Origin of the sequence: Streptomyces sp. WMMC1477 (assembly GCF_027460245.1) — a bacterium.
Taxonomy (GTDB): Bacteria; Actinomycetota; Actinomycetes; order Streptomycetales; family Streptomycetaceae; genus Streptomyces.
In genome coordinates, this window is sequence record NZ_JAPZBD010000003.1 from 4686763 (window position 1) to 4706074 (window position 19312).

Genomic DNA, 19312 nt, shown 5'->3' on the forward strand with positions numbered 1-19312 from the left:
GCGCCGGTCGATGCGGGTCCGGCGGCAGACAGACATCGTGACCCGGAAGAAAACGGGCACATCGGGCGTTATGCCCTTACCAGGGAGGCGGGAATGACAGAGACGACGAGCGGCCCGGCACGAGGCTCACGAGCCAAGGCCGGTAAGCCGGAGAAGGCTGTGAAGTCCGGTCGCACGGCCGGGGGCCTGCGGGTCGAGCGCATCCACACCACCCCGGGGATCCACCCCTACGACGAGGTGGTCTGGGAGCGCCGTGACGTCGTCATGACCAACTGGCGGGACGGCTCCGTCAACTTCGAACAGCGGGGCGTGGAGTTCCCCGAGTTCTGGTCGGTCAACGCCGCCAACATCGTGACCAGCAAGTACTTCCGCGGCGCCGTGGGCACCCCGCAGCGCGAGACGAGCCTCAAGCAGCTCATCGACCGCGTCGTGAAGACCTACCGCGCGGCCGGCGAGGAGCACGGCTACTTCGCCTCGCCCGCCGACGCCGAGATCTTCGAGCACGAGCTGGCCTACGCCGTCCTGCACCAGATCTTCGCGTTCAACTCCCCGGTCTGGTTCAACGTCGGCACCAAGCAGCCGCAGCAGGTCTCGGCCTGCTTCATCCTCTCCGTCGACGACTCCATGGAGTCGATCCTCGACTGGTACAAGGAAGAGGGGATGATCTTCAAGGGCGGCTCCGGGGCCGGGCTGAACCTCTCCCGCATCCGCTCCTCCAAGGAACTGCTCTCCTCCGGTGGCAACGCCTCGGGCCCGGTGTCCTTCATGCGGGGCGCCGACGCCTCCGCCGGCACCATCAAGTCGGGCGGCGCCACCCGCCGGGCCGCCAAGATGGTCGTCCTGGACGTGGACCACCCGGACATCGAGGCCTTCATCGAGACCAAGGTGAAGGAGGAGGAGAAGATCCGCGCCCTGCGCGACGCGGGCTTCGACATGGACCTGGGCGGGGACGACATCACCTCCGTCCAGTACCAGAACGCCAACAACTCCGTCCGGGTCAACGACGCGTTCATGAAGGCCGTCGAGTCGGGCTCGAAGTTCGGCCTCCGTGCCCGGATGACCGGGGACGTCATCGAGGAGGTCGACGCCCGCGAGCTGTTCCGCAAGATGGCGGAGGCCGCCCACGTCTGCGCCGACCCGGGCATCCAGTACGACGACACCATCAACCACTGGCACACCTCCCCGGAGTCGGGCCGCATCAGCGCCTCGAACCCGTGCAGCGAGTACATGCACCTGGACAACTCCTCGTGCAACCTCGCTTCGCTGAACCTGATGAAGTTTCTGCGGGACGACGACGAGGGCAACCAGGCCTTCGACGCCGAGCGCTTCGCCAAGGTCGTCGAGCTGGTCATCACCGCGATGGACATCTCCATCTGCTTCGCCGACTTCCCGACCGAGAAGATCGGCGAGACCACCCGCGCCTTCCGCCAGCTGGGCATCGGCTACGCCAACCTCGGCGCCCTGCTGATGGCCACCGGTCACGCCTACGACTCGGACGGCGGTCGCGCACTCGCCGGTGCCATCACCTCCCTGATGACCGGCACCTCCTACCGGCGCTCCGCCGAACTGGCCGGCATCGTCGGCTCGTATGAGGGGTACGCCCGCAACTCCGCCGCGCACAACCGCGTCATGCAGCAGCACGCGGACGCCAACGACGTGGCCAAGCGCATGGACGACCTGGACACCCCCGTCTGGGCCGCCGCGACCGAGGCCTGGCAGGACGTCCTGCGCCTGGGCAAGAAGAACGGATTCCGCAACGCCCAGGCCAGCGTGCTCGCCCCGACGGGCACCATCGGCCTGATGATGGACTGCGACACGACCGGCGTCGAGCCGGACCTGGCGCTGGTGAAGTTCAAGAAGCTCGTCGGCGGCGGCTCCATGCAGATCGTCAACAACACCGTGCCGAAGGCCCTCAAGCGGCTCGGCTACCAGGACGAGCAGGTCGAGGCGATCGTCACCCACATCGCCGACCACGGCAACGTGATCGACGCCCCGGGCCTCAAGCCCGAGCACTACGAGGTCTTCGACTGCGCCATGGGCGAGCGGGCCATCTCGCCGATGGGCCACGTGCGGATGATGGCGGCAGCGCAGCCGTTCCTGTCCGGTGCCATCAGCAAGACGGTCAACATGCCGAGCAGCAGCACCGTCGAGGACGTGGAGGAGATCTACCTCCAGGGCTGGAAGCTGGGGACCAAGGCCCTGGCCGTCTACGTCGAGAACAGCAAGGTCGGTCAGCCCCTGTCGGCCAAGACGAAGGACGCCGACAAGGCGGAGGGCGGCCAGGACGCGGCGCCGGAGAAGATCGTCGAGTACCGGCCCGTGCGCCGTCGGCTTCCCAAGGGCCGTCCGGGCATCACGACCTCGTTCACCGTGGGCGGTGCCGAGGGCTACATGACGGCGAACTCCTACCCGGACGACGGCCTGGGCGAGGTCTTCCTCAAGATGTCCAAGCAGGGCTCGACCCTCGCGGGCATGATGGACGCCTTCTCCATCGCCGTGTCGGTCGGCCTCCAGTACGGCGTTCCCCTGGAGACCTACGTCTCGAAGTTCACCAACATGCGCTTCGAGCCGGCCGGGATGACCGACGACCCGGACGTGCGGATGGCCCAGTCCATCGTCGACTACATCTTCCGCCGCCTGGCGCTGGACTTCCTGCCCTTCGAGACGCGGTCCGCGCTGGGCATCCACTCGGCGGCGGAGCGTGAGCGGCACCTGGAGACGGGATCCTACGAGCCCGAGGAGGAGCTGGACGTCGAGAGCCTGGCGCAGTCCGCTCCCCGCCGCGTCGAGCAGCCGCAGCAGACACCGGAGCCGGAGGTCCAGGTGACCGGCCAGCCCCAGGCGCACAACTCCACGGAGCTGGCGGAGATGCGGCTCGGCCTGAACGCCGACGCACCCCTGTGCTTCTCCTGCGGCACCAAGATGCGCCGCGCGGGCAGCTGCTACCTCTGCGAGGGCTGCGGCTCCACCAGCGGCTGCAGCTGACGCGACGCACTCCGGCCCCGCGGTCGGGGAGAGGAGGCGGGGCCCCGGGCATCGGTCCGGGGCCCCGCCTCACGCGTGTCGCGGCCGAGGGCGTGACCGCGCGGTCGAGCGTGCCGGGCCAAGGGCGGGGCGCCCGGGGAATGAGGGTGCCCCGGCGCGCGTTGAAACGACCATGTGGCAAGCAGAGAAGCTCGACCTGGACGCGTACCTCTCCCGGATCAACCTTCCCGGCGCCACGCCGCGGCCCGACGCCGACACCCTGGGGGAACTGCATCGCGCCCACGCGGCATGGATTCCGTTCGAGAACCTGGAGATCATGCTCGGCCGTCCGGTGCCGCTGGACATGACGGCTCTCCAGGACAAGATGGTCGCCCGACGCCGCGGGGGTTACTGCTACGAGCAGAACTCCCTGTTCGCCGCCGTGCTCGAGCGAGTCGGTTTCTCGTTCACCGCGCACGCGGCCCGGGTGCGCATGGGCGATCGGGACAAGCTCCTGCCCGCCACCCACATGCTGCTCACCGTCGAGGCCGAGGGGGAACGCTGGGTGGCCGACGTCGGCTTCGGGGGCGACGGGCCCCACGCCCCCGTCCGGCTGCGGGAGGGCGTGGAGACGCGCCAGGGAGGCTGGACGTTCTCCGTGGCCCGGGAGGATGGTGGCGTCCGGGTGCTGCGCACCCTGCGTCCCGAGGGCTGGTTCGACCTGTACGCGTTCACCGAGGAGCCGGCGTATCCGCCGGACCAGTTCGTCGCCAACTACTACGTGTCCACGCATCCCGACAGCGTGTTCACCCAGCGGCCCATCGTGCAGCGACCCGACGCCCACCAGCGGATCACCTTCGTGGGGGACCGCCTCCGGGTGGCCGGTCCGGACGGCTCTTCCGAGGACCGTGAGGTGAGCCCGGACGAGCTGGGTCCCCTGTTGGAGCGTGAGTTCGGAATCGACCTCTCCGAGGAGGAGTTGGGGACGCTGCGTCAGCGGTATCGGACGATCAGCGGCTGAGATGCCCGTACGATGGCGCGGTGCTGGTCAAGTGGATGCGGTGCACCGTGGTCGATCGTCGTGGGTTCGAGCGCGGGCAGCGGAAGTGGGCAGGCCTCCTCGGGGAACCGGGGTTCCGGGGGCAGGGCGGAGGATGGAGCCGTACGCAGGACGCGGTCGTGCACCTCTTCGGCTTCTGGGAGAGCCGCGCCTTCTACGACTCCTTCATGGCCCGATCCCATGACCGGCTGCACGCGGCGCAGGTCGGCACCTACCGGGACCTGCGCACGCTGCTGTTCGAGTACCGCTTCGACGTGAAGACGGGCTTCAGTCCCGAGTTCACCGACACGGACCTCCTGCGGGTGGCGCACTGCACCGTGCGGGCCGAGCGCGTGGACCACTACGTGCTGATGCAGGAGAAGGTGTGGAACCCGGCCATGGCCGGGTCTCCGGGCATGGTCCGCGGCGTCTTCGCCCAGGCGCCGGACACCGAGGAGTTCCTGGTGCTGTCCATGTGGGACTCCGCCGCCGAGCACGGCAAGTACCGGGAAGAACGCATCGAGCGGCTGTCACTCCGGGCTCAGACCGGGGCCGACATCGCCGCCGTCGACGGGGACGTGATCGACCTCCAGCCCTCCTGGACGGTCTGAGCCTCGCCCCCGAACGCTCCACCCGCCGCTCACCCGTGCGGCCGACGCCGCCGCCCGGGGCCGTGCTCCGCGCGGCGGGGCGCTGCCCGGCGGGGAACGCGAGCTTAGGCTGTCCCTATGGCACGACCTCGGCGGATCGTTCTCCTCCGGCATGGCGAATCCGAGGGCAACGTCGACGACTCGGTGTACTCCCGTGTCCCCGACCATGCCCTGCGGCTGACGGACGAGGGATGGCGGCAGGCCGCGCAGGCCGGCGGGGAGCTGCTCGCGCTGTTCGGCGACGAACGGGTCTCGGCCTATGTCTCGCCCTACCGCCGCACGCACGAGACCTTCCGCGCCCTGCGCCTCGATCCCGCGAGGGTGCGGGTGCGCGAGGAGCCACGCCTGCGGGAACAGGACTGGGGAAACTGGCAGGACTGGGCGGACGTGCGTGCCCAGAAGGCGGCCAGGGACGCCTACGGCCACTTCTTCTACCGCTTCTCGCAGGGCGAGTCGGGCGCCGACGTCTACGACCGGGTGGGCGCCTTCCTGGAGAGCCTGTGGCGCAGCTTTGAGGCAGCGGACCATCCGCCGAACGTGCTCCTGGTGACCCACGGGCTGACGATGCGGCTGTTCTGCATGCGCTGGATGCACTGGAGCGTCGCCGAGTTCGAGTCCCTGTCGAATCCCGCCAACGGGGAGACTCGGGCCCTGATCCTCGGCCGGGACGACCGCTACCACCTCGACCGGCCCTTCGAGCGGTGGTGTGTACCCGACTCCTCCGAGCTGCTGTGACACCGCGCCCGGCAGCAGCGCGAACCCGGGGAGGCCGCGAGCCGGACGGCTAGAGTGCTCGCCATCATGACCGCTGACTCCGCCCGTCTCAGCCGTGCCCGGGCGAGCCTGCGCGGCCTGTCCGTCGGGGACGCCCTGGGCTCGCAGTTCTTCGTACCCGACAATTATCCGCTGCTCGCTCGCCGGGAGCCGCCCCCGGGCCCGTGGCAGTGGACGGACGACACGGAGATGGCCGCCTCCGTCGTGGCCGTCCTGCACGATCACGGGACCGTCGACCAGGATTCGCTGGCCTCCGCGTTCGCCGTCCACCACGACTTCGACCGCGGCTACGGGCCCGCGGTGAACCGGATGCTGCGGCTGATCCGGCAGGAGGGGGCGGGCTGGCGTGAGCTGGCCGCCGCCCTCTTCGACGGCCGGGGCTCGTGGGGGAACGGGGCGGCCATGCGTGTGGCCCCCATCGGAGCCTGGTTCGCCGAGGACCCTGCCCGGGCGGCGGCGGAAGCCGAGCGGAGCGCCTTCGTCACCCACCAGCACCGGGAGGCCGTGTGCGGGGCGATGGCCGTGGCTGCGGCCGCGGCTCTGCGCGCGCGGGCGGACCCCTGGGAGCGGGGGAGCGGGGCCGAGCTGCTGAGCGCCGTCGTCGACCTGGTGCCGCGCAGCGCGGTCGGCGCCGGGCTGCGGCGCGCCGTCGACCTGTTGGACTACGTGGACGTCAGCACCGTGGCGGCCGTCCTGGGCTGCGGACGGCGGACGAGCGCCCACGACACCGTGCCCTTCGCGCTGTGGGCCGTGGCCCGGCACGGCGGAAGTTTCACCGACGCGATCTGGACCACCGCCCAGGCCGGCGGCGACGTCGACACGACGTGTGCGATCGTGGGCGGGATCCTGGCCGCGTCCGCGCAGGTGCCTCCGCCCGCCGACTGGGCCGCGGCGACCGAGGACCTGCCCGAATGGACCCCGGGGGTGGCCGAGTAGGCTGGAGACGTGCCGTACGACCCACCTACCCATCGCGTCGAACGCTCGATCCGGGCGACGACGTCCGCCCGGATCATCGCCGGTGTCGACGAGGTGGGACGGGGTGCCTGGGCCGGTCCGGTCACCGTGTGCGCCGCCGTGACGGGGCTGCGCCGCCCGCCCGAGGGCCTCACCGACTCCAAGCTGATCACCCGGGATCGCCGGACCGAGCTGGCGGGGGTACTGAGCGGCTGGGTCACGGCACACGGCCTGGGCCACGCCTGGCCGGAGGAGATCGACGCCCTGGGGATGACGGCCGCCCTGCGGCTCGCCGCCGAGCGCGCACTGGGAGGGCTCCCGGAGCGCCCGGACGCGGTGATCCTCGACGGGGCGCACGACTACCTCGGGGCACCGTGGCAGGTCCGTACCGTGGTCAAGGGCGACCGCTCCTGTGTCCCGGTGGCCGCGGCCTCGGTGCTGGCCAAGGTCCAGCGGGACACGCTGATGGCCGAACTCGGCGAGGCGCATGCCGCGTTCGATTTCGGGGGCAACGCCGGCTACCCGGCTCCCGTGCACCGCGCGGCGCTCGAGGAGCTGGGGCCGACCCCGCACCACCGGCTCACCTGGGCGTACCTGGACGCGCTGCCCCGCTGGAAGCACCTCAGGAAACCCCATCCGCTCGCCTCCGTCCCCGGGCCGTCCACCGAGGACACCGAGATGGAACAGGCCGGACTGTTCTGACGCTTGCCACAGGGGCGCAGCGCCCCGCCCACACACCACCGCCCCACGTTTGATAGACAACATCCATGCCGCACAGCTCCGAGGAGCCTCAGATCCGCCCCAGCGTTCCCGGCCCCCGCACCTCTGCGGGCGCCGCCCGTGTACCCCAGCCGCCTCGCCCCGCCGTACCGGGGCCGCGCCCCGGACCCCGTCCCGGCCCGCCACGCGGTGCCGGCAGCCGCCCCGGCCCCGGCCCGTCGCGGGCCGCGCGCAGCGCGTCGCCGTCCTCCGGCACGGCGACGGCGACGCCAACCACCGTCCGCACCGCGCGGATCCGGCTGGAGGCCGCCACCCCCGACACCGCTGTCGCCATCGCGGACGACACCGTTGACGCCCTCCTCGACGACGGTCGCGCTCCCGCCGAGGTCCTGGTGCTGACGACGGGCGAACCCCATCCGTGGGCCGAACACGAGCTCTCGTTCGGCGAGGAGTCCTACTGGCGGCAGCAGACGGAGGGCGAGGACGTCTTCTACGCGCTCGCCTCCGCGGTCACCCGGACGACCTCCCGCCCCGTGGTCGTGGTCGCCGTCAACGGGGGCACGGACGCGGACGTCGCCGAGACGCTGCCCGCGGCCCTCGCCAAGGCCGGTACGGACCTCATCGTCTGCGGTGACCCGGAGCGGCTGCGCAGCCTGCTCTGAGCCTCACGCGGGGCACGGGTCAGGGGCTCCCACCCAGGCCCACGGCCGCCGGACGGCGCCCCTGACGGTCGTCCCCGTGGACGCGCCATCCGTGTGGGGTGAGGGTGATGTAGGCCCCGCAGCGCAGCCCGTGCAGGGTGCACGCGTCTCGCAGTCCCCACATCCACGCCCCGTCCTCCTCCGTCCAGCGGCCGTCCCCCGCGCGGCAGTAGAGCAACACCGCCGTGCGTATGGGGCGGCGCAGCCGCAGGTCGTGCGGTATGACGCGACGCAGCTGGTCCAGCAGGGCGTTGCGGAACTCCCAGCCGTCCGGCAGGCCGGTGCCTCTGCCGAACGAGGCGCTGGCCGCCACCCGCTCCCCAGGTCCCAGGACGGCGACGACCGCGGTGGGAGGCGTGGGCCGGTGCCGCGCGTGGAGCCCGGTGACGATCTCTCGCGGATTGCGCAGCAGAGGTATGCCGGACGCTGTCCACTCGGCCGGCTCCACGGTACGGGCCAAGCGGGAGGTGGGGTCGGTGGTCGGTGCCGATGCGGCGGCGACAGTCACGGCTCTCCCTTCTGTGCGCCCGGCGGAACGGTGCCGGCGGGCAGGGGCGCATGCCACGACGAGCACGGGGAACCTCGCGGTCCGTTATGGGAGTGAGGGTCAATTGTCGCTGGCGGGTTGACGTCCGGCAACGCACAAATCCGTCCAGTGACGGAATCTGATCGGTCAGCCTTGGACCGCCAGAACCAGTGGCATCACCCCCGGGGCACCCGCCTGCCGCAGCAGGCGGGCCACGACGGCGAGTGTCCAGCCGGTCTCGGTGTAGTCGTCCACGAGCAGCACCGGGCCGGGCGCCGCGGCCACCGAGCGCGCCAGTTCCTCGGGAACGTGCACGGTGTCGTGCAGAGCCCGGACGCGCTGCGCGCTGTTGGCGTGGGACGAAGGGCGCGTCGCGGCCCCCTCGGCCAGTCCGACCTCACCGAGCAGCGGTATGCGCCCGACGGAGGCGATCTGTTCACCGAGGGAGCGCACGAGCCGCGGCCTGGTGTGGGATGCCACCGTGACGACCGCGGCGGGCCGGATCGGGGCGCTCGGATCGCCCGAAGCCCAGCCGCCGGGGCCCCTGGCCCACTCGGCCAGCACCGTGACGACGGCGCGTGTCACCTCCTCGGGTACCGGGCCGTCCGGCGTCTGTGGCTCCAGTAGGCGCCGGAGCCGACTGCCCCAGCCCAGGTCCGTCAGCCGGGCCAGGGCACGGCCGGGGGAGGCCTGTTCACCGACCGGGATACGCCCCCGCAGGCCCACGCCCACGGCCGCGAGCCCCGTCGGCCACATGCGCCGCGGTTCGATCTCCACTCCTGGGCGATCGAGTTGTCCCCGGGCGGCGGCGAGGGACTCCGGGGCGGTCTCTTCGCTGAAGCGCGGCCCGGCGCAGTTGTCGCACCTGCCGCAGGGCTCGGCCTGCGGGTCGTCGAGCTGGCGCCGCAGGAACTCCAGCCGACACCCGTAGGTGGTGGCGTACTCGCGCATCGCCTGCTGTTCGGCCGCGCGCTGCCGGGCCACCCATGCGTAGCGCTCGGTCTCGTAGGCCCACGGCTGCCCCGTCGCCGTCCAGCCACCGCGAACCCGCCGTACCGCCCCGTCCACGTCGAGCACCTTGAGCATCATCTCCAGCCGGGACCGACGCAGTTCCACCCGGGGTTCCAGAGCGGGGAGCGAGAGGGGGCCGTCCGCGGCGGCCAGCACCTCCAGGGTGCGGCGGACCTGGTCCTCCGGCGGGAAGCTCAGCGAGGCGAAGTACTTCCAGATCGCCTCGTCCTCGGAGCCGGGGAGCAGAAGCACTTCCGCATGCTCCACACCGCGCCCCGCCCTGCCGACCTGCTGGTAGTAGGCGATCGGCGAGGACGGTGACCCGAGGTGCACCACGAACCCGAGATCCGGCTTGTCGAACCCCATACCCAGGGCAGAGGTCGCCACGAGCGCCTTGACGCGGTTGGCGAGCAGGTCGGCCTCGGCGGCCTCGCGGTCGGCGTTCTCCGTCCGCCCGGTGTACGAGACCACGCTGTGCCCCCGCTGCCTGAGGTAGGCGGCCACCTCCTCGGCCGCGGCGACGGTCAGCGTGTAGATGATGCCCGAGCCCGGCAGCTCGGCCAGATGACCGTCGAGCCAGGCCAGCCGCTGCGCCGGCTCCCGGAGCTGCAGCACCGACAGGCTGAGGGAGGCGCGGTCCAGCGAACCGCGCAGGACCAGTGCGCCCGCCTCCCCCGAGCCCGTCCCGAGCTGGTCGGCGACGTCGGCGGTGACCCGTGCGTTCGCCGTCGCCGTGGTGGCCAGCACGGGCACTCCGGGCCGCAGTTCGGCGAGCATGCTGCGCAGCCGCCGGTAGTCGGGACGGAAGTCGTGCCCCCAGTCCGAGATGCAGTGCGCCTCATCGACGACGAGCAGCCCCGTCGTGGCCGCGAGGTGGGGGAGTACCTGATCGCGGAAGTCCGGATTGTTGAGACGCTCGGGGCTGACGAGGAGCACGTCGACCTCCCCGGCCGACACGGCCTCACGGACCGTGTCCCACTCCTCGACGTTGGCCGAGTTGATGGTGTGCGCCCGGATGCCCGCCCGTTCGGCGGCCTCGACCTGGTTCCGCATGAGGGCCAGCAGGGGAGAGACGATCACCGTTGGCCCGTCGCCGCGTCGGCGCTGGAGCGCCGTTGCGACGAAGTAGACGGCGGACTTGCCCCACCCCGTGCGCTGGACGACGAGCACCCGCCGGTGGTCGGCGACGAGCGCCTCGACGGCCTTCCACTGGTCTTCGCGCAGGCGTGCCGCGCCGGTGGCGTCACCCACCAGGCGGGCTAGGACGGCGTCGGCGGCACTGCGCAGGTCGTTGGCGGTCATGGCGCCATGCAACCTGACACTGCCCCGCCGCGGCGAATCCGTGCTGTGGAAAAGGTGTCGTTCAGCATATGAGTCTGATGGTCGGCCCCTGGCTGTGGACGGCGTGCGTGGCCGATCCGCCACAGTCGAGACATGACACACAGTGATCGGAACATCACTCACCAGTCGTCCCCCAGTTCGCGGCCCGAACAGCAGATCACCCTCCGTGGCCCGGCCGAGCTGGCCGACGCCCTGCCCTACCTGCTCGGCTACCACCCCGACGACTCGATCGTCGTCGTGGCCGTGCACGGTGACCGCGGCCGGTTCGGCGGTCGAATCCGGCTGGGAATCCCCTCGGTTCCCGAGGAGTGGCCGGGCACGGCCCGTCAGGTGGCCGACTGCCTGCTCGCCGGTAGTGAGGCCCGCGGCCCACGGCCGAGCGGTGCCGTCCTCTACGTCTGCCAGGATCCGTCCGAGGAGGAGGAGCCGGCGGCCGTGATGGCCCGGCTCCGGCCGCTCGTACAGGAGTTGCGCACCGCGTGCGGCGCGTTGGACATGCCCGTCTACGAAGCGCTGTGCATCTCCGGTGGGCGCTTCTGGAGCTACTGCTGCCCGGACGCGCGCTGCTGTCCGCCCGAGGGTGTGGTTCTCGCACCGTCGGGCTCCTCCGCCATGGCCGCGGCCGCGGCCTACGCGGGCATCCAGGTTCGGGGCTCGCTCAAGGAACTGGCCGCGCGGTTCACGCCGCCGGACGCGGAGCCGGCCGGTGTTCAGGAGCGAGCGCTGGACGCCGCCGCCGCGGCCCTGCTTCCCCGCATGCTGGACGGCTCCGCCCAGGAGGGGGTTCGGGTGGAGACCCTGGAGCTCGCCGCCTGCGTTCTCGACCGATTCTCCATCTCCGCGGGTCCTGCCCGGCTCACGGCGGCCGAGGCGGACACCAGGGACGACGGGCGGATCTGTCCGCAGGAGGCGGCCTCGCTCGTCGTCGGTCTGCAGGACCGGGTCACCCGGGACCGGGCGGCGGAATGGATGGAGGGAGCGGACGCCGAAGCGGCGCTGCGGTTGTGGCGGGTGCTGAGCCGCCGCTGCGTCGGGGCGTACGCCGAATACGCGGCGGCGCCGCTCACCCTCGCCGGCTGGGTCGCCTGGTCTCTCGGAGACGAGACGAACGCCAGGGTGGCGCTCGGCGCGGCCCTGGAAGCGGATCCGGAGTGCGTCTTCGCTCGTCTGCTGCACTCGGCGTGCAACAACGGTCTGGATCCCGAACCGCTGCGGGCCACTCTCCGGGGCCAGCGGTCCGCCCGCGGGGGAGTCCGAGAGGGTGGTGGGTGACCGTGTGCGGTGGTGCGGAAGAGCCGTGCCGCGAGCCTCTGTTTATCGTCAGGCAGACGACTATGATCATGGCATGCCCTACGACCCGTCGGCCTATCCGCCGTTCGCCGTCACCGTCGATCTGGTCGTCCTCACCGTGCGGAAGCACGCGCTGTGTGCCCTCGCGGTCCGCCGAGGCGAGACCCCGTTCCAGGGGCAGTGGGCGCTGCCCGGCGGGTTCGTGCTGCCTGACGAGGACCTGGGAGCCGCCGCCGCGCGAGAGCTGGCGGAGGAGACCGGGCTCCGCGTGGAGGAGCCGGACGGGCACAGTGCGCACCTGGAGCAGCTCGCCACGTACGGCGATCCCGACCGCGATCCGCGCATGCGCGTGGTCAGTGTGGCTCATCTGGTCCTGGCTCCTGACCTGCCGGCGCCCGTGTCGGGCGGAGACGCGAACACGGCTCGCTGGACGCCGGTCGACAGACTGCTGGGCCCCCACGCGGGCCCCGGTGTGGCTTCCGGCGGTGGGCTGGCCTTCGACCACGGCCGGATTCTGGCCGATGGCGTGGAGCGTGCGCGCTCGAAGATCGAGTACTCCTCGCTCGCCACCGCCTTCTGCCCACCGGAGTTCACGGTGGGGGAGCTGCGGCGTGTCTACGAAGCGGTCTGGGGAGTCGCCCTCGACCCACGGAACTTCCATCGCAAGGTCACCGGCACGCCCGGATTCCTCGTGCCGACGGGAGGAACGACGACACGTCAGGGCGGCCGTCCCGCCCAGCTCTTCCGTGCCGGAGGCGCCACTCTGCTGAACCCGCCGATGCTGCGCCCGGAGGTCTGAGCGGCCCCGACACCCCGGTAGCCCGCCATGCTGACCGGAAAGTCGGATATGTCGCGTTATCGTGTTGAGCGTTGCTCGTGCGCTCAGCGGAGAAGCGATGATTCAGGCGATCGGACTCACCAGCGACCCCTGCCGCGGACGGCCGGCCGTCGTCGACGACCTGACCTTCGAGGCCAGGCCGGGGCGGATCACCACGCTGCTCGGACCCACGGGTGCGGGCAAGTCGACAGCCCTGCGGCTCATGCTTCAGCTGCAAGGGGGGCGCGGGGTGGCGCTCTTCCGCGGGCGTCCGTTGCACCAGGTGCGGCAGCCGGCCCACGAGGTCGGAGTTCTGCTCGGTGACGTCCCCGGTCACCCGGGGCGGACCGCGCGCGGACACCTCAGGATGCTCGCGGCGGTGGCGGGCGTTCCCGCGGACCGGGCGGACGAGCTGCTCGACGTCGTCGGGCTCAGCGGCCTCGCCGATCAGCGGCTCGCCGCCTTCTCCCTCGGGATGGACCGCCGGCTGGGGCTCGCGGCGGCACTCCTGGGCGACCCCCACACGCTGGTGCTGGACGATCCCGCGCAGGGGCTGACGGCCCGGGAGGTCGCCTGGCTCCACAACCTCCTGAGGGGCTATGCCGAGCAGGGCGGTCTGGTCCTGACCACGACACGAGACCCCAAGGAGGCCGCCCGGATCGCCGACCGCGTCGTCACCATCGAGGGTGGCCGGCTCCTGGCCGACCAGGAGGCGGACGACTTCGCCCGTACCCGGTTGCGACCGCGGGTGGTCGTCACCTCGCCGCACGCCCGGCGGCTGGCCGCCGTCCTCGTCCAGGAGGCACGGAGCGCGGCATGGGCGGGCGGCCTCACCGCTCAGCGCTCCGGCACCGCGCACCCGCGGCCCGCACCAGCGGCCCGGCCGCGTCCGGTCGCCTCCGCCGGGGACACCGGGACGGTGCAGCCGGTGGAGGTCGTCGAGGAGAGCGGCGGCAGGATCTCCGTCTACGGCAGCACCTGCGCCATGGTGGGAGAGATCGCCTACCGCCACGGCATCCTCGTCCACCAGCTCGCGGACGAGGTGGGCGACACCGGCAGCCGGGCCGCACCGCCCCTCGAACGCGCCGACGGCCGGAGGGGCGATCACCGCCCCGGTCACGGGGGTCACGCCGCGCCCCGAGGCACCGGTGCCGTCTGGGGCCGTGCGGCCACGGGTACGCAGGGAGCGGGCGCCTCGCCGCGGGTACCCACCGTGGCCCCGCCCGGCCCCTGCCGGCCGCTGCGCTACGAGTTGCGGCGGCTCAGCGGCATCCGCAGTACGTGGCTTCTCCTGGGCGGCACACTGCTGGCGGGCCTCATGGCGGCCCTGGTGCTCGGTCACCAGGCCGACGCGAGTGGCGGTCGGGTGCTCACCGGGTGGCCGGACATCCTGCCCCTGCCACCGCTGGCAGCCGCGGCGGGTCTGTTGGGGGCCCTGTCCTTCGGCCAGGAGTTCCGGTTTCCCGCGCTGGCCCCTGCCCAGGCCCCGGTGCCGCGCCGGCTGGGACTGCTCGGCGCCAAGCTCGCCGTGTCCTCGGCCGTCGCCCTGCTGTTCACCCTCGCCGCCGTCCTGGTCAACGCCACGGCGCTGACGGCGTGCTACGGCACCGGTTTCCTCGCCCTGCCCCCGCACTGGGCCCTGGACGTCGGGGCCACGGCCTGCCTCGCGGTCGGCTGCGCCTGGGCCGGGGTACTGGCCGCCGCCGTCTTCCGCTCGACGATCCTCGGGACCGCCGCCGTGGTCGCGGTGCCGCTGGCCCTCGCCCCCGCGGTGCGCCGTCTCCTCGCCGACGGGAACCTCGACACCGTCACCGCCCTCTCCCAGCGCCTGGAGCCGCTGATCCTCCTGCGCTGGCCGGGCGGCGCCGAGTCCTGGGCGCCCACTGCGGCCCGGCTGCTCTCCCAGCCGGTGAGCGGGGCGCTGGCCGTCTCGCTGGCCGCACTGTTCTTCGCCTACGCCTGCACCACCCTCTACGGAAGGGCCCGCTGAGAACCTCCCGGCGACGTGTCTGACCTGCACGGACCGCCTCCTGCGTCGGAGTGGCCCCGCGGCGTCAATCGCACAGGAGGCGACGATCACCCTTTCGTGTGCTTTTCACCAAAGCCCTCAAGCCCGTTGGATCGGCCGCCGACAAAGGATGCGTGACTACCCTTGCGCACTCCACGATGACGTCCTCCCGTCCCGCCGACCCGGCCCGCGGCGAGCTGGGGCGCTACTCCTACGCCGAATCCACCGGCGTACCGCGGGCGACCACCAGTGTTCCGGCCTGGGACGGCGGCGACGCCGACCTCGCCCGGGCCGGGCGGAGAGCGTCCGGCAGCCGCGGACGCGGCCTGCACGGCCAACTGGTCCAGCAGCTCGGCCAAATGATCGTCTCCGGGGACCTCGGTGCGGACCGCCCGCTCGTGCCCGAGGAGATCGGGCAGCGGTTCGAGGTCTCCCGCACCGTGGTCCGGGAGTCGCTGCGGGTGCTGGAGGCCAAGGGCCTCGTGAGCGCCAGGCCCAACGTCGGTACGCGGGTCCGTCCGGTGAGCGACTGGAACCTGCTCGATCCCGACATCATCGAGTGGCGGGCCTTCGGGCCCCAGCGGGACGACCAGCGGCGTGAGCTGCGTGAGCTGCGCTGGGCGATCGAACCGCTGGCCGCCAGGCTCGCGGTGGGGCACGGCCACGACGAGCTGCAGCAGCGTCTCGCGGACATGGTGGAGATCATGGGCCGGGCGCTCACCCAGGGCGACGCGCTGACGTTCTCCCGTGCCGACACCGAGTTCCACACCCTGCTGCTGCAGGCCGCGGGCAACCGGATGCTGGAACACCTCTCCGGCATCGTCTGCGCAGCCCTGCACGTCTCCGGCGGGCCCGCGACCGGCTGTGAGCGCCCGACGGAGGCCGCGGTCACCGAGCACCAGCGGATCGTGGACGCGCTCGACGCTGGGGAGCCCGTCGCGGCCGAGGCCGCGATGCGCCAGCTGCTGTCCGTCCACCCCGAGACGGCGGGTGCGGCTGCCGGGGACGGGCACATCGTCCCTCCGCCGCGCGAGCACTGAGGCCCCCGCGACGCCCATCGCGTCCCCTCGTCGCCGGATTCCCGCTGCGTGGAATCCGGCGACGCCTTTCTGTGCCGCCGGCACCCGTACGGGACCCGAGCCGTCGCTGACCGCGACCGCGTCCCGCTCCCGACGACTTGGGATATATGAGTCATACACTCTGGTACGTACACTTATGTCCTGTGACTCGCGACACGCGGATTGGGCGTAACGCTTCACGCGGACAGCGCGATGGTTCAAGAGGTAGTAGCCACAGCGGGAATACCGTGCGCTCGAATCGGCGTTGTGTTCCCACCCTGCACTGCTCGCCCGGGCAGCCGGTTCATCCCCGCCGGTGCCCCTCGGCTCGGCCCCCTGTGGGCGGGGTCGTAGCCGTTCCCATCGTTCCGAGAGGTTGTTCGTGTCGGCCAGCACATCCCGTACGCTCCCCGCGGAGATCGCCGAGTCCGAGTCTGTGATGGCGCTCATCGAGCGGGGAAAGACTGAGGGGCAGATCGCCGGCGACGACGTGCGTCGGGCCTTCGAGGCTGACCAGATTCCGCCAACCCAGTGGAAGAACGTTCTGCGCAGCCTCAACCAGATCCTCGACGAGGAGGGTGTGACGCTGATGGTGAGTGCCGCCGAGGCGCCCAAGCGCACCCGTAAGAGTGCCGCGGCGAAGGCACCGGCCCGGCGTGCCGCCGCCAAGCCGGCCGCTGCCAAGACCGCGGCCAAGAAGGCCGCCCCTGCCGCCGACCCCGTTCCGGCGGAGGCCGCGACCGCCGCGGTGGCGGATGCGGCCGAGGCTCCGGCCGCCGAGGCCAAGCCCGCCAAGAAGGCTGTGGCCAAGAAGACCGCTGCCAAGAAGACGACGGCGAAGAAGACGACGGCCAAGAAGGCCGCCGCCAAGAAGACGACCGCGAAGAAGTCCGTGGTCGACGAGCTGCTCGAGGGCGACGACGAGGTCGTCGAGGAGCCGGCGGCCAAGCGAGGCAAGGGCGACGAGGCGGCCCCCGAGGGCAAGGCCGAGGGCGAGACCGGAGAGGGCTTCGTCCTGTCCGACGAGGACGAGGACGACGCCCCGGCTCAGCAGGTCGCCGCGGCCGGTGCCACGGCCGACCCGGTGAAGGACTACCTCAAGCAGATCGGCAAGGTCCCGCTGCTCAACGCGGAGCAGGAGGTCGAGCTCGCCAAGCGCATCGAGGCGGGCCTCTTCGCCGAGGACAAGCTGGCGAACTCGGACAAGCTGGCGCCCAAGCTCAAGCGCGAGCTGGAGATCATCGCGGAGGACGGGCGCCGGGCCAAGAACCACCTGCTGGAGGCGAACCTCCGTCTCGTGGTCTCCCTGGCCAAGCGCTACACGGGTCGCGGCATGCTCTTCCTGGACCTGATCCAGGAGGGGAACCTCGGTCTGATCCGCGCGGTCGAGAAGTTCGACTACACCAAGGGCTACAAGTTCTCCACGTACGCGACGTGGTGGATCAGGCAGGCCATCACCCGTGCCATGGCCGACCAGGCTCGCACGATCCGTATCCCGGTCCACATGGTGGAGGTCATCAACAAGCTGGCCCGTGTCCAGCGCCAGATGCTCCAGGACCTGGGCCGCGAGCCCACTCCGGAGGAGCTGGCCAAGGAACTGGACATGACGCCGGAGAAGGTCGTCGAGGTCCAGAAGTACGGGCGGGAGCCGATCTCCCTGCACACGCCGCTGGGTGAGGACGGCGACAGCGAGTTCGGTGACCTGATCGAGGACTCCGAGGCGGTCGTCCCGGCCGACGCGGTGAGCTTCACGCTCCTCCAGGAGCAGCTGCACTCGGTCCTCGACACGCTCAGCGAACGTGAGGCGGGCGTCGTCTCCATGCGCTTCGGCCTCACCGACGGGCAGCCGAAGACCCTGGACGAGATCGGCAAGGTCTACGGCGTGACGCGTGAGCGCATCCGCCAGATCGAGTCGAAGACCATGTCCAAGCTCCGGCACCCGTCCCGCTCGCAGGTCCTGCGCGACTACCTGGACTGAGCCTGAACTCCCCGCAGCGCCCCCCGGACCGCTTCTTCGCGGCCCGGGGGGCGCTGTGCATGGCCAGCCGCCCCCGTGGGCCGCGGGGCGTCGTCCGCTGACCGTGTGTGCGAGGGGTTCCCGATCGGGCGAAACCGGAGGCTGGAAGGCCCTGTGTGACTTCCTGGCTGCGTAGAGTCAGGAAGCCGTATGAGGAATTTCCCGCGCCTGCTGCTCGGCGCCTTCACGCTCGCCCTGCCCCTCGGCCATGTCCTCGCGTCGGGGCCACCCTCGGCTTCGGCGGCTCCACGGGTCATCGGCGGCGACGCCGTCACCTCGGAGGACCATCCGTGGGTGGTCGCGGTGGCGAGCCGTCAGCAGTTCGGCCACGGGCGCTCAGGACAGTTCTGCGGGGGTGCGGTGGTCGACCCGGACACGGTCGTGACGGCCGCGCACTGCTTCAGCGAGGAGGTGCTGGGGGAGCGGCTCCCGCAGGTCGGGGACCTGCGGGTAGTCGCCGGGCGTACCGATCTGCGGACCGGTGCGGGCCGTGAGGTGGGCGTCACCGAGGTGTGGGTCAATCCCGAGTGGGACAGCCGGACGAACTCCGGTGACCTGGCCGTGCTCACCCTGGCCCGGCCGCTGCCCGCCGAGGCGGCGCTGCCGCTCGCCGAGAAGGGGGACGAGGCCTACGAGCCGGGAACGGCGGCCACGGTCTTCGGCTGGGGGGACGTGCGCGGGAACGGGATGTACGCCAGTCGGCTGCGGGCGGCATCCGTGCGCGTCCTTGCGGACACGCAGTGCGAGGAGGCGTATGCGAAGGGTGCGTCGGGCTCGTACCAGGCCGGGACGATGGTCTGTGCCGGGGTGCCCGAAGGCGGCCGGGACGCCTGTCAGGGGGACAGCGGAGGGCCGCTGGTGGCCGGCGGGCGCGTTGTGGGGCTGGTGTCGTGGGGGGTCGGCTGCGGCCGCGCAGGGCTGCCCGGTGTCTACACGCGGGTGGGTGCCCTGCGCGAGCTGATCGAGGAGCACCGCTGACGGGTGCGCGAGCCGGGGTACGGCCGAGGGGGAAGGCCTGGGCGCGCGACGGCGGGCGGCCGCCCCCTTTCGGGGGGACCGCCCGCCGTTTCCCGGCTCATCGGCCGGTGAAGCGCTCTCGTCCGCGGGGCCGGCCCCGAAAGGGCGGGGCCGACTCCGGCAGACCCGCAGGTCAGCGTTCGTCGTCGGACGCGTTCGCGGGAGTGGCGGTGAGCCGCTCCGTCTCGTCCTGTATCTCGGCGGCGATCTTCTTGAGTTCCGGCTCGAACTTGCGGCCGTGGTGCGCGCAGAACAGCAGCTCGCCACCGCTCACGAGCACGACGCGCAGGTATGCCTGGGCGCCGCAACGGTCGCAGCGGTCCGCCGCCGTCAGCGGGCTCGCGGGGGTCAGAACAGTAGTCACGTCGCCTCTTCTCTAGCTCGACGAGCTGTCGTACCAGGGTCAACATCCAACCAGTCCGAGA

The 19312-nt window shown here is 71.8% G+C and carries 16 protein-coding genes; 13 read left to right on the plus strand and 3 right to left on the minus strand.

Annotation, left to right across the window (positions count from 1 at the left end):
- The first annotated feature begins 93 nt into the window (after positions 1-93).
- The 7 genes from O7609_RS20910 to O7609_RS20940 all read left to right on the plus strand — a co-directional run bounded on the left by O7609_RS20910 (position 94) and on the right by O7609_RS20940 (position 7763).
- Positions 94-2985, plus strand: coding sequence for a vitamin B12-dependent ribonucleotide reductase (locus tag O7609_RS20910; RefSeq protein ID WP_269735472.1), 2892 nt, complete (start codon positions 94-96; stop codon positions 2983-2985).
- Between the two features lie 172 nt (positions 2986-3157).
- Complete coding sequence (locus O7609_RS20915; protein WP_269744032.1) at positions 3158-3985, plus strand: arylamine N-acetyltransferase family protein; 828 nt, start codon at positions 3158-3160, stop codon at positions 3983-3985.
- A 20-nt stretch (positions 3986-4005) separates the two neighbouring features.
- Complete coding sequence (locus O7609_RS20920; RefSeq protein ID WP_269735470.1) at positions 4006-4614, plus strand: YdbC family protein; 609 nt, start codon at positions 4006-4008, stop codon at positions 4612-4614.
- A gap of 117 nt (positions 4615-4731) precedes the next feature.
- A complete protein-coding gene (locus O7609_RS20925; RefSeq protein WP_269735469.1) occupies positions 4732-5388 on the plus strand; it encodes a histidine phosphatase family protein in 657 nt (218 codons plus the stop codon).
- Positions 5389-5454: 66 nt separating this feature from the next.
- Positions 5455-6363, plus strand: coding sequence for an ADP-ribosylglycohydrolase family protein (locus O7609_RS20930; RefSeq protein ID WP_269735468.1), 909 nt, complete (start codon positions 5455-5457; stop codon positions 6361-6363).
- Positions 6364-6372: 9 nt separating this feature from the next.
- Positions 6373-7083 (plus strand): ribonuclease HII, encoded by a 711-nt coding sequence (locus O7609_RS20935; protein ID WP_269744033.1) that lies wholly within the window; start codon positions 6373-6375, stop codon positions 7081-7083.
- Positions 7084-7148: 65 nt separating this feature from the next.
- Positions 7149-7763 (plus strand): hypothetical protein, encoded by a 615-nt coding sequence (locus tag O7609_RS20940; protein WP_269744034.1) that lies wholly within the window; start codon positions 7149-7151, stop codon positions 7761-7763.
- A gap of 19 nt (positions 7764-7782) precedes the next feature.
- Here the strand turns inward: O7609_RS20940 and O7609_RS20945 are convergent, their stop codons facing one another.
- Together O7609_RS20945 and O7609_RS20950 are read right to left on the minus strand one after the other, a co-directional pair.
- Positions 7783-8310: a hypothetical protein gene (locus tag O7609_RS20945; protein WP_269744035.1), complete on the minus strand. Its 528-nt coding sequence runs from the start codon at positions 8308-8310 to the stop codon at positions 7783-7785.
- 165 nt (positions 8311-8475) lie between these two features.
- On the minus strand, positions 8476-10641 hold the full coding sequence (locus O7609_RS20950) for a RecQ family ATP-dependent DNA helicase (protein ID WP_269744036.1): 2166 nt from the start codon (positions 10639-10641) through the stop codon (positions 8476-8478).
- Between the two features lie 132 nt (positions 10642-10773).
- Here O7609_RS20950 and O7609_RS20955 point away from each other — a divergent pair, with 132 nt between their 5' ends.
- The 6 genes from O7609_RS20955 to O7609_RS20980 all read left to right on the plus strand — a co-directional run bounded on the left by O7609_RS20955 (position 10774) and on the right by O7609_RS20980 (position 18848).
- On the plus strand, positions 10774-11952 hold the full coding sequence (locus O7609_RS20955; protein WP_269735463.1) for a DUF4192 domain-containing protein: 1179 nt from the start codon (positions 10774-10776) through the stop codon (positions 11950-11952).
- A gap of 73 nt (positions 11953-12025) precedes the next feature.
- The gene (locus tag O7609_RS20960) at positions 12026-12769 is read left to right on the plus strand and encodes an NUDIX hydrolase (RefSeq protein WP_269735462.1); all 744 of its coding nucleotides are present in this window, start codon (positions 12026-12028) and stop codon (positions 12767-12769) included.
- A 97-nt stretch (positions 12770-12866) separates the two neighbouring features.
- Positions 12867-14777: an ATP-binding cassette domain-containing protein gene (locus tag O7609_RS20965; RefSeq protein ID WP_269744037.1), complete on the plus strand. Its 1911-nt coding sequence runs from the start codon at positions 12867-12869 to the stop codon at positions 14775-14777.
- Between the two features lie 98 nt (positions 14778-14875).
- A complete protein-coding gene (locus tag O7609_RS20970) occupies positions 14876-15835 on the plus strand; it encodes a FadR/GntR family transcriptional regulator (protein WP_269735460.1) in 960 nt (319 codons plus the stop codon).
- 400 nt (positions 15836-16235) lie between these two features.
- A complete protein-coding gene (locus tag O7609_RS20975; protein ID WP_269735459.1) occupies positions 16236-17831 on the plus strand; it encodes an RNA polymerase sigma factor in 1596 nt (531 codons plus the stop codon).
- A gap of 189 nt (positions 17832-18020) precedes the next feature.
- Positions 18021-18848 (plus strand): S1 family peptidase, encoded by an 828-nt coding sequence (locus tag O7609_RS20980; RefSeq protein ID WP_269735458.1) that lies wholly within the window; start codon positions 18021-18023, stop codon positions 18846-18848.
- Between the two features lie 172 nt (positions 18849-19020).
- On the opposite strand, the gene O7609_RS20985 is transcribed toward O7609_RS20980, so the two are convergent.
- Positions 19021-19251, minus strand: coding sequence for a DUF7455 domain-containing protein (locus O7609_RS20985; protein ID WP_191209959.1), 231 nt, complete (start codon positions 19249-19251; stop codon positions 19021-19023).
- Positions 19252-19312 lie beyond the last annotated feature (61 nt).

Excerpts from the sequence above, each read along its gene's own strand:
- O7609_RS20910 (WP_269735472.1), top strand. The coding sequence starts at position 94 with ATGACAGAGACGACGAGCGGCCCGGCACGAGGCTCACGAGCCAAGGCC.
- O7609_RS20915 (WP_269744032.1), top strand. The coding sequence starts at position 3,158 with ATGTGGCAAGCAGAGAAGCTCGACCTGGACGCGTACCTCTCCCGGATC.
- O7609_RS20925 (WP_269735469.1), top strand. The coding sequence starts at position 4,732 with ATGGCACGACCTCGGCGGATCGTTCTCCTCCGGCATGGCGAATCCGAG.
- O7609_RS20930 (WP_269735468.1), top strand. The coding sequence starts at position 5,455 with ATGACCGCTGACTCCGCCCGTCTCAGCCGTGCCCGGGCGAGCCTGCGC.
- O7609_RS20940 (WP_269744034.1), top strand. The coding sequence starts at position 7,149 with ATGCCGCACAGCTCCGAGGAGCCTCAGATCCGCCCCAGCGTTCCCGGC.
- O7609_RS20950 (WP_269744036.1), bottom strand. The coding sequence starts at position 10,641 with ATGACCGCCAACGACCTGCGCAGTGCCGCCGACGCCGTCCTAGCCCGC.
- O7609_RS20955 (WP_269735463.1), top strand. The coding sequence starts at position 10,774 with ATGACACACAGTGATCGGAACATCACTCACCAGTCGTCCCCCAGTTCG.
- O7609_RS20960 (WP_269735462.1), top strand. The coding sequence starts at position 12,026 with ATGCCCTACGACCCGTCGGCCTATCCGCCGTTCGCCGTCACCGTCGAT.
- O7609_RS20965 (WP_269744037.1), top strand. The coding sequence starts at position 12,867 with ATGATTCAGGCGATCGGACTCACCAGCGACCCCTGCCGCGGACGGCCG.
- O7609_RS20980 (WP_269735458.1), top strand. The coding sequence starts at position 18,021 with ATGAGGAATTTCCCGCGCCTGCTGCTCGGCGCCTTCACGCTCGCCCTG.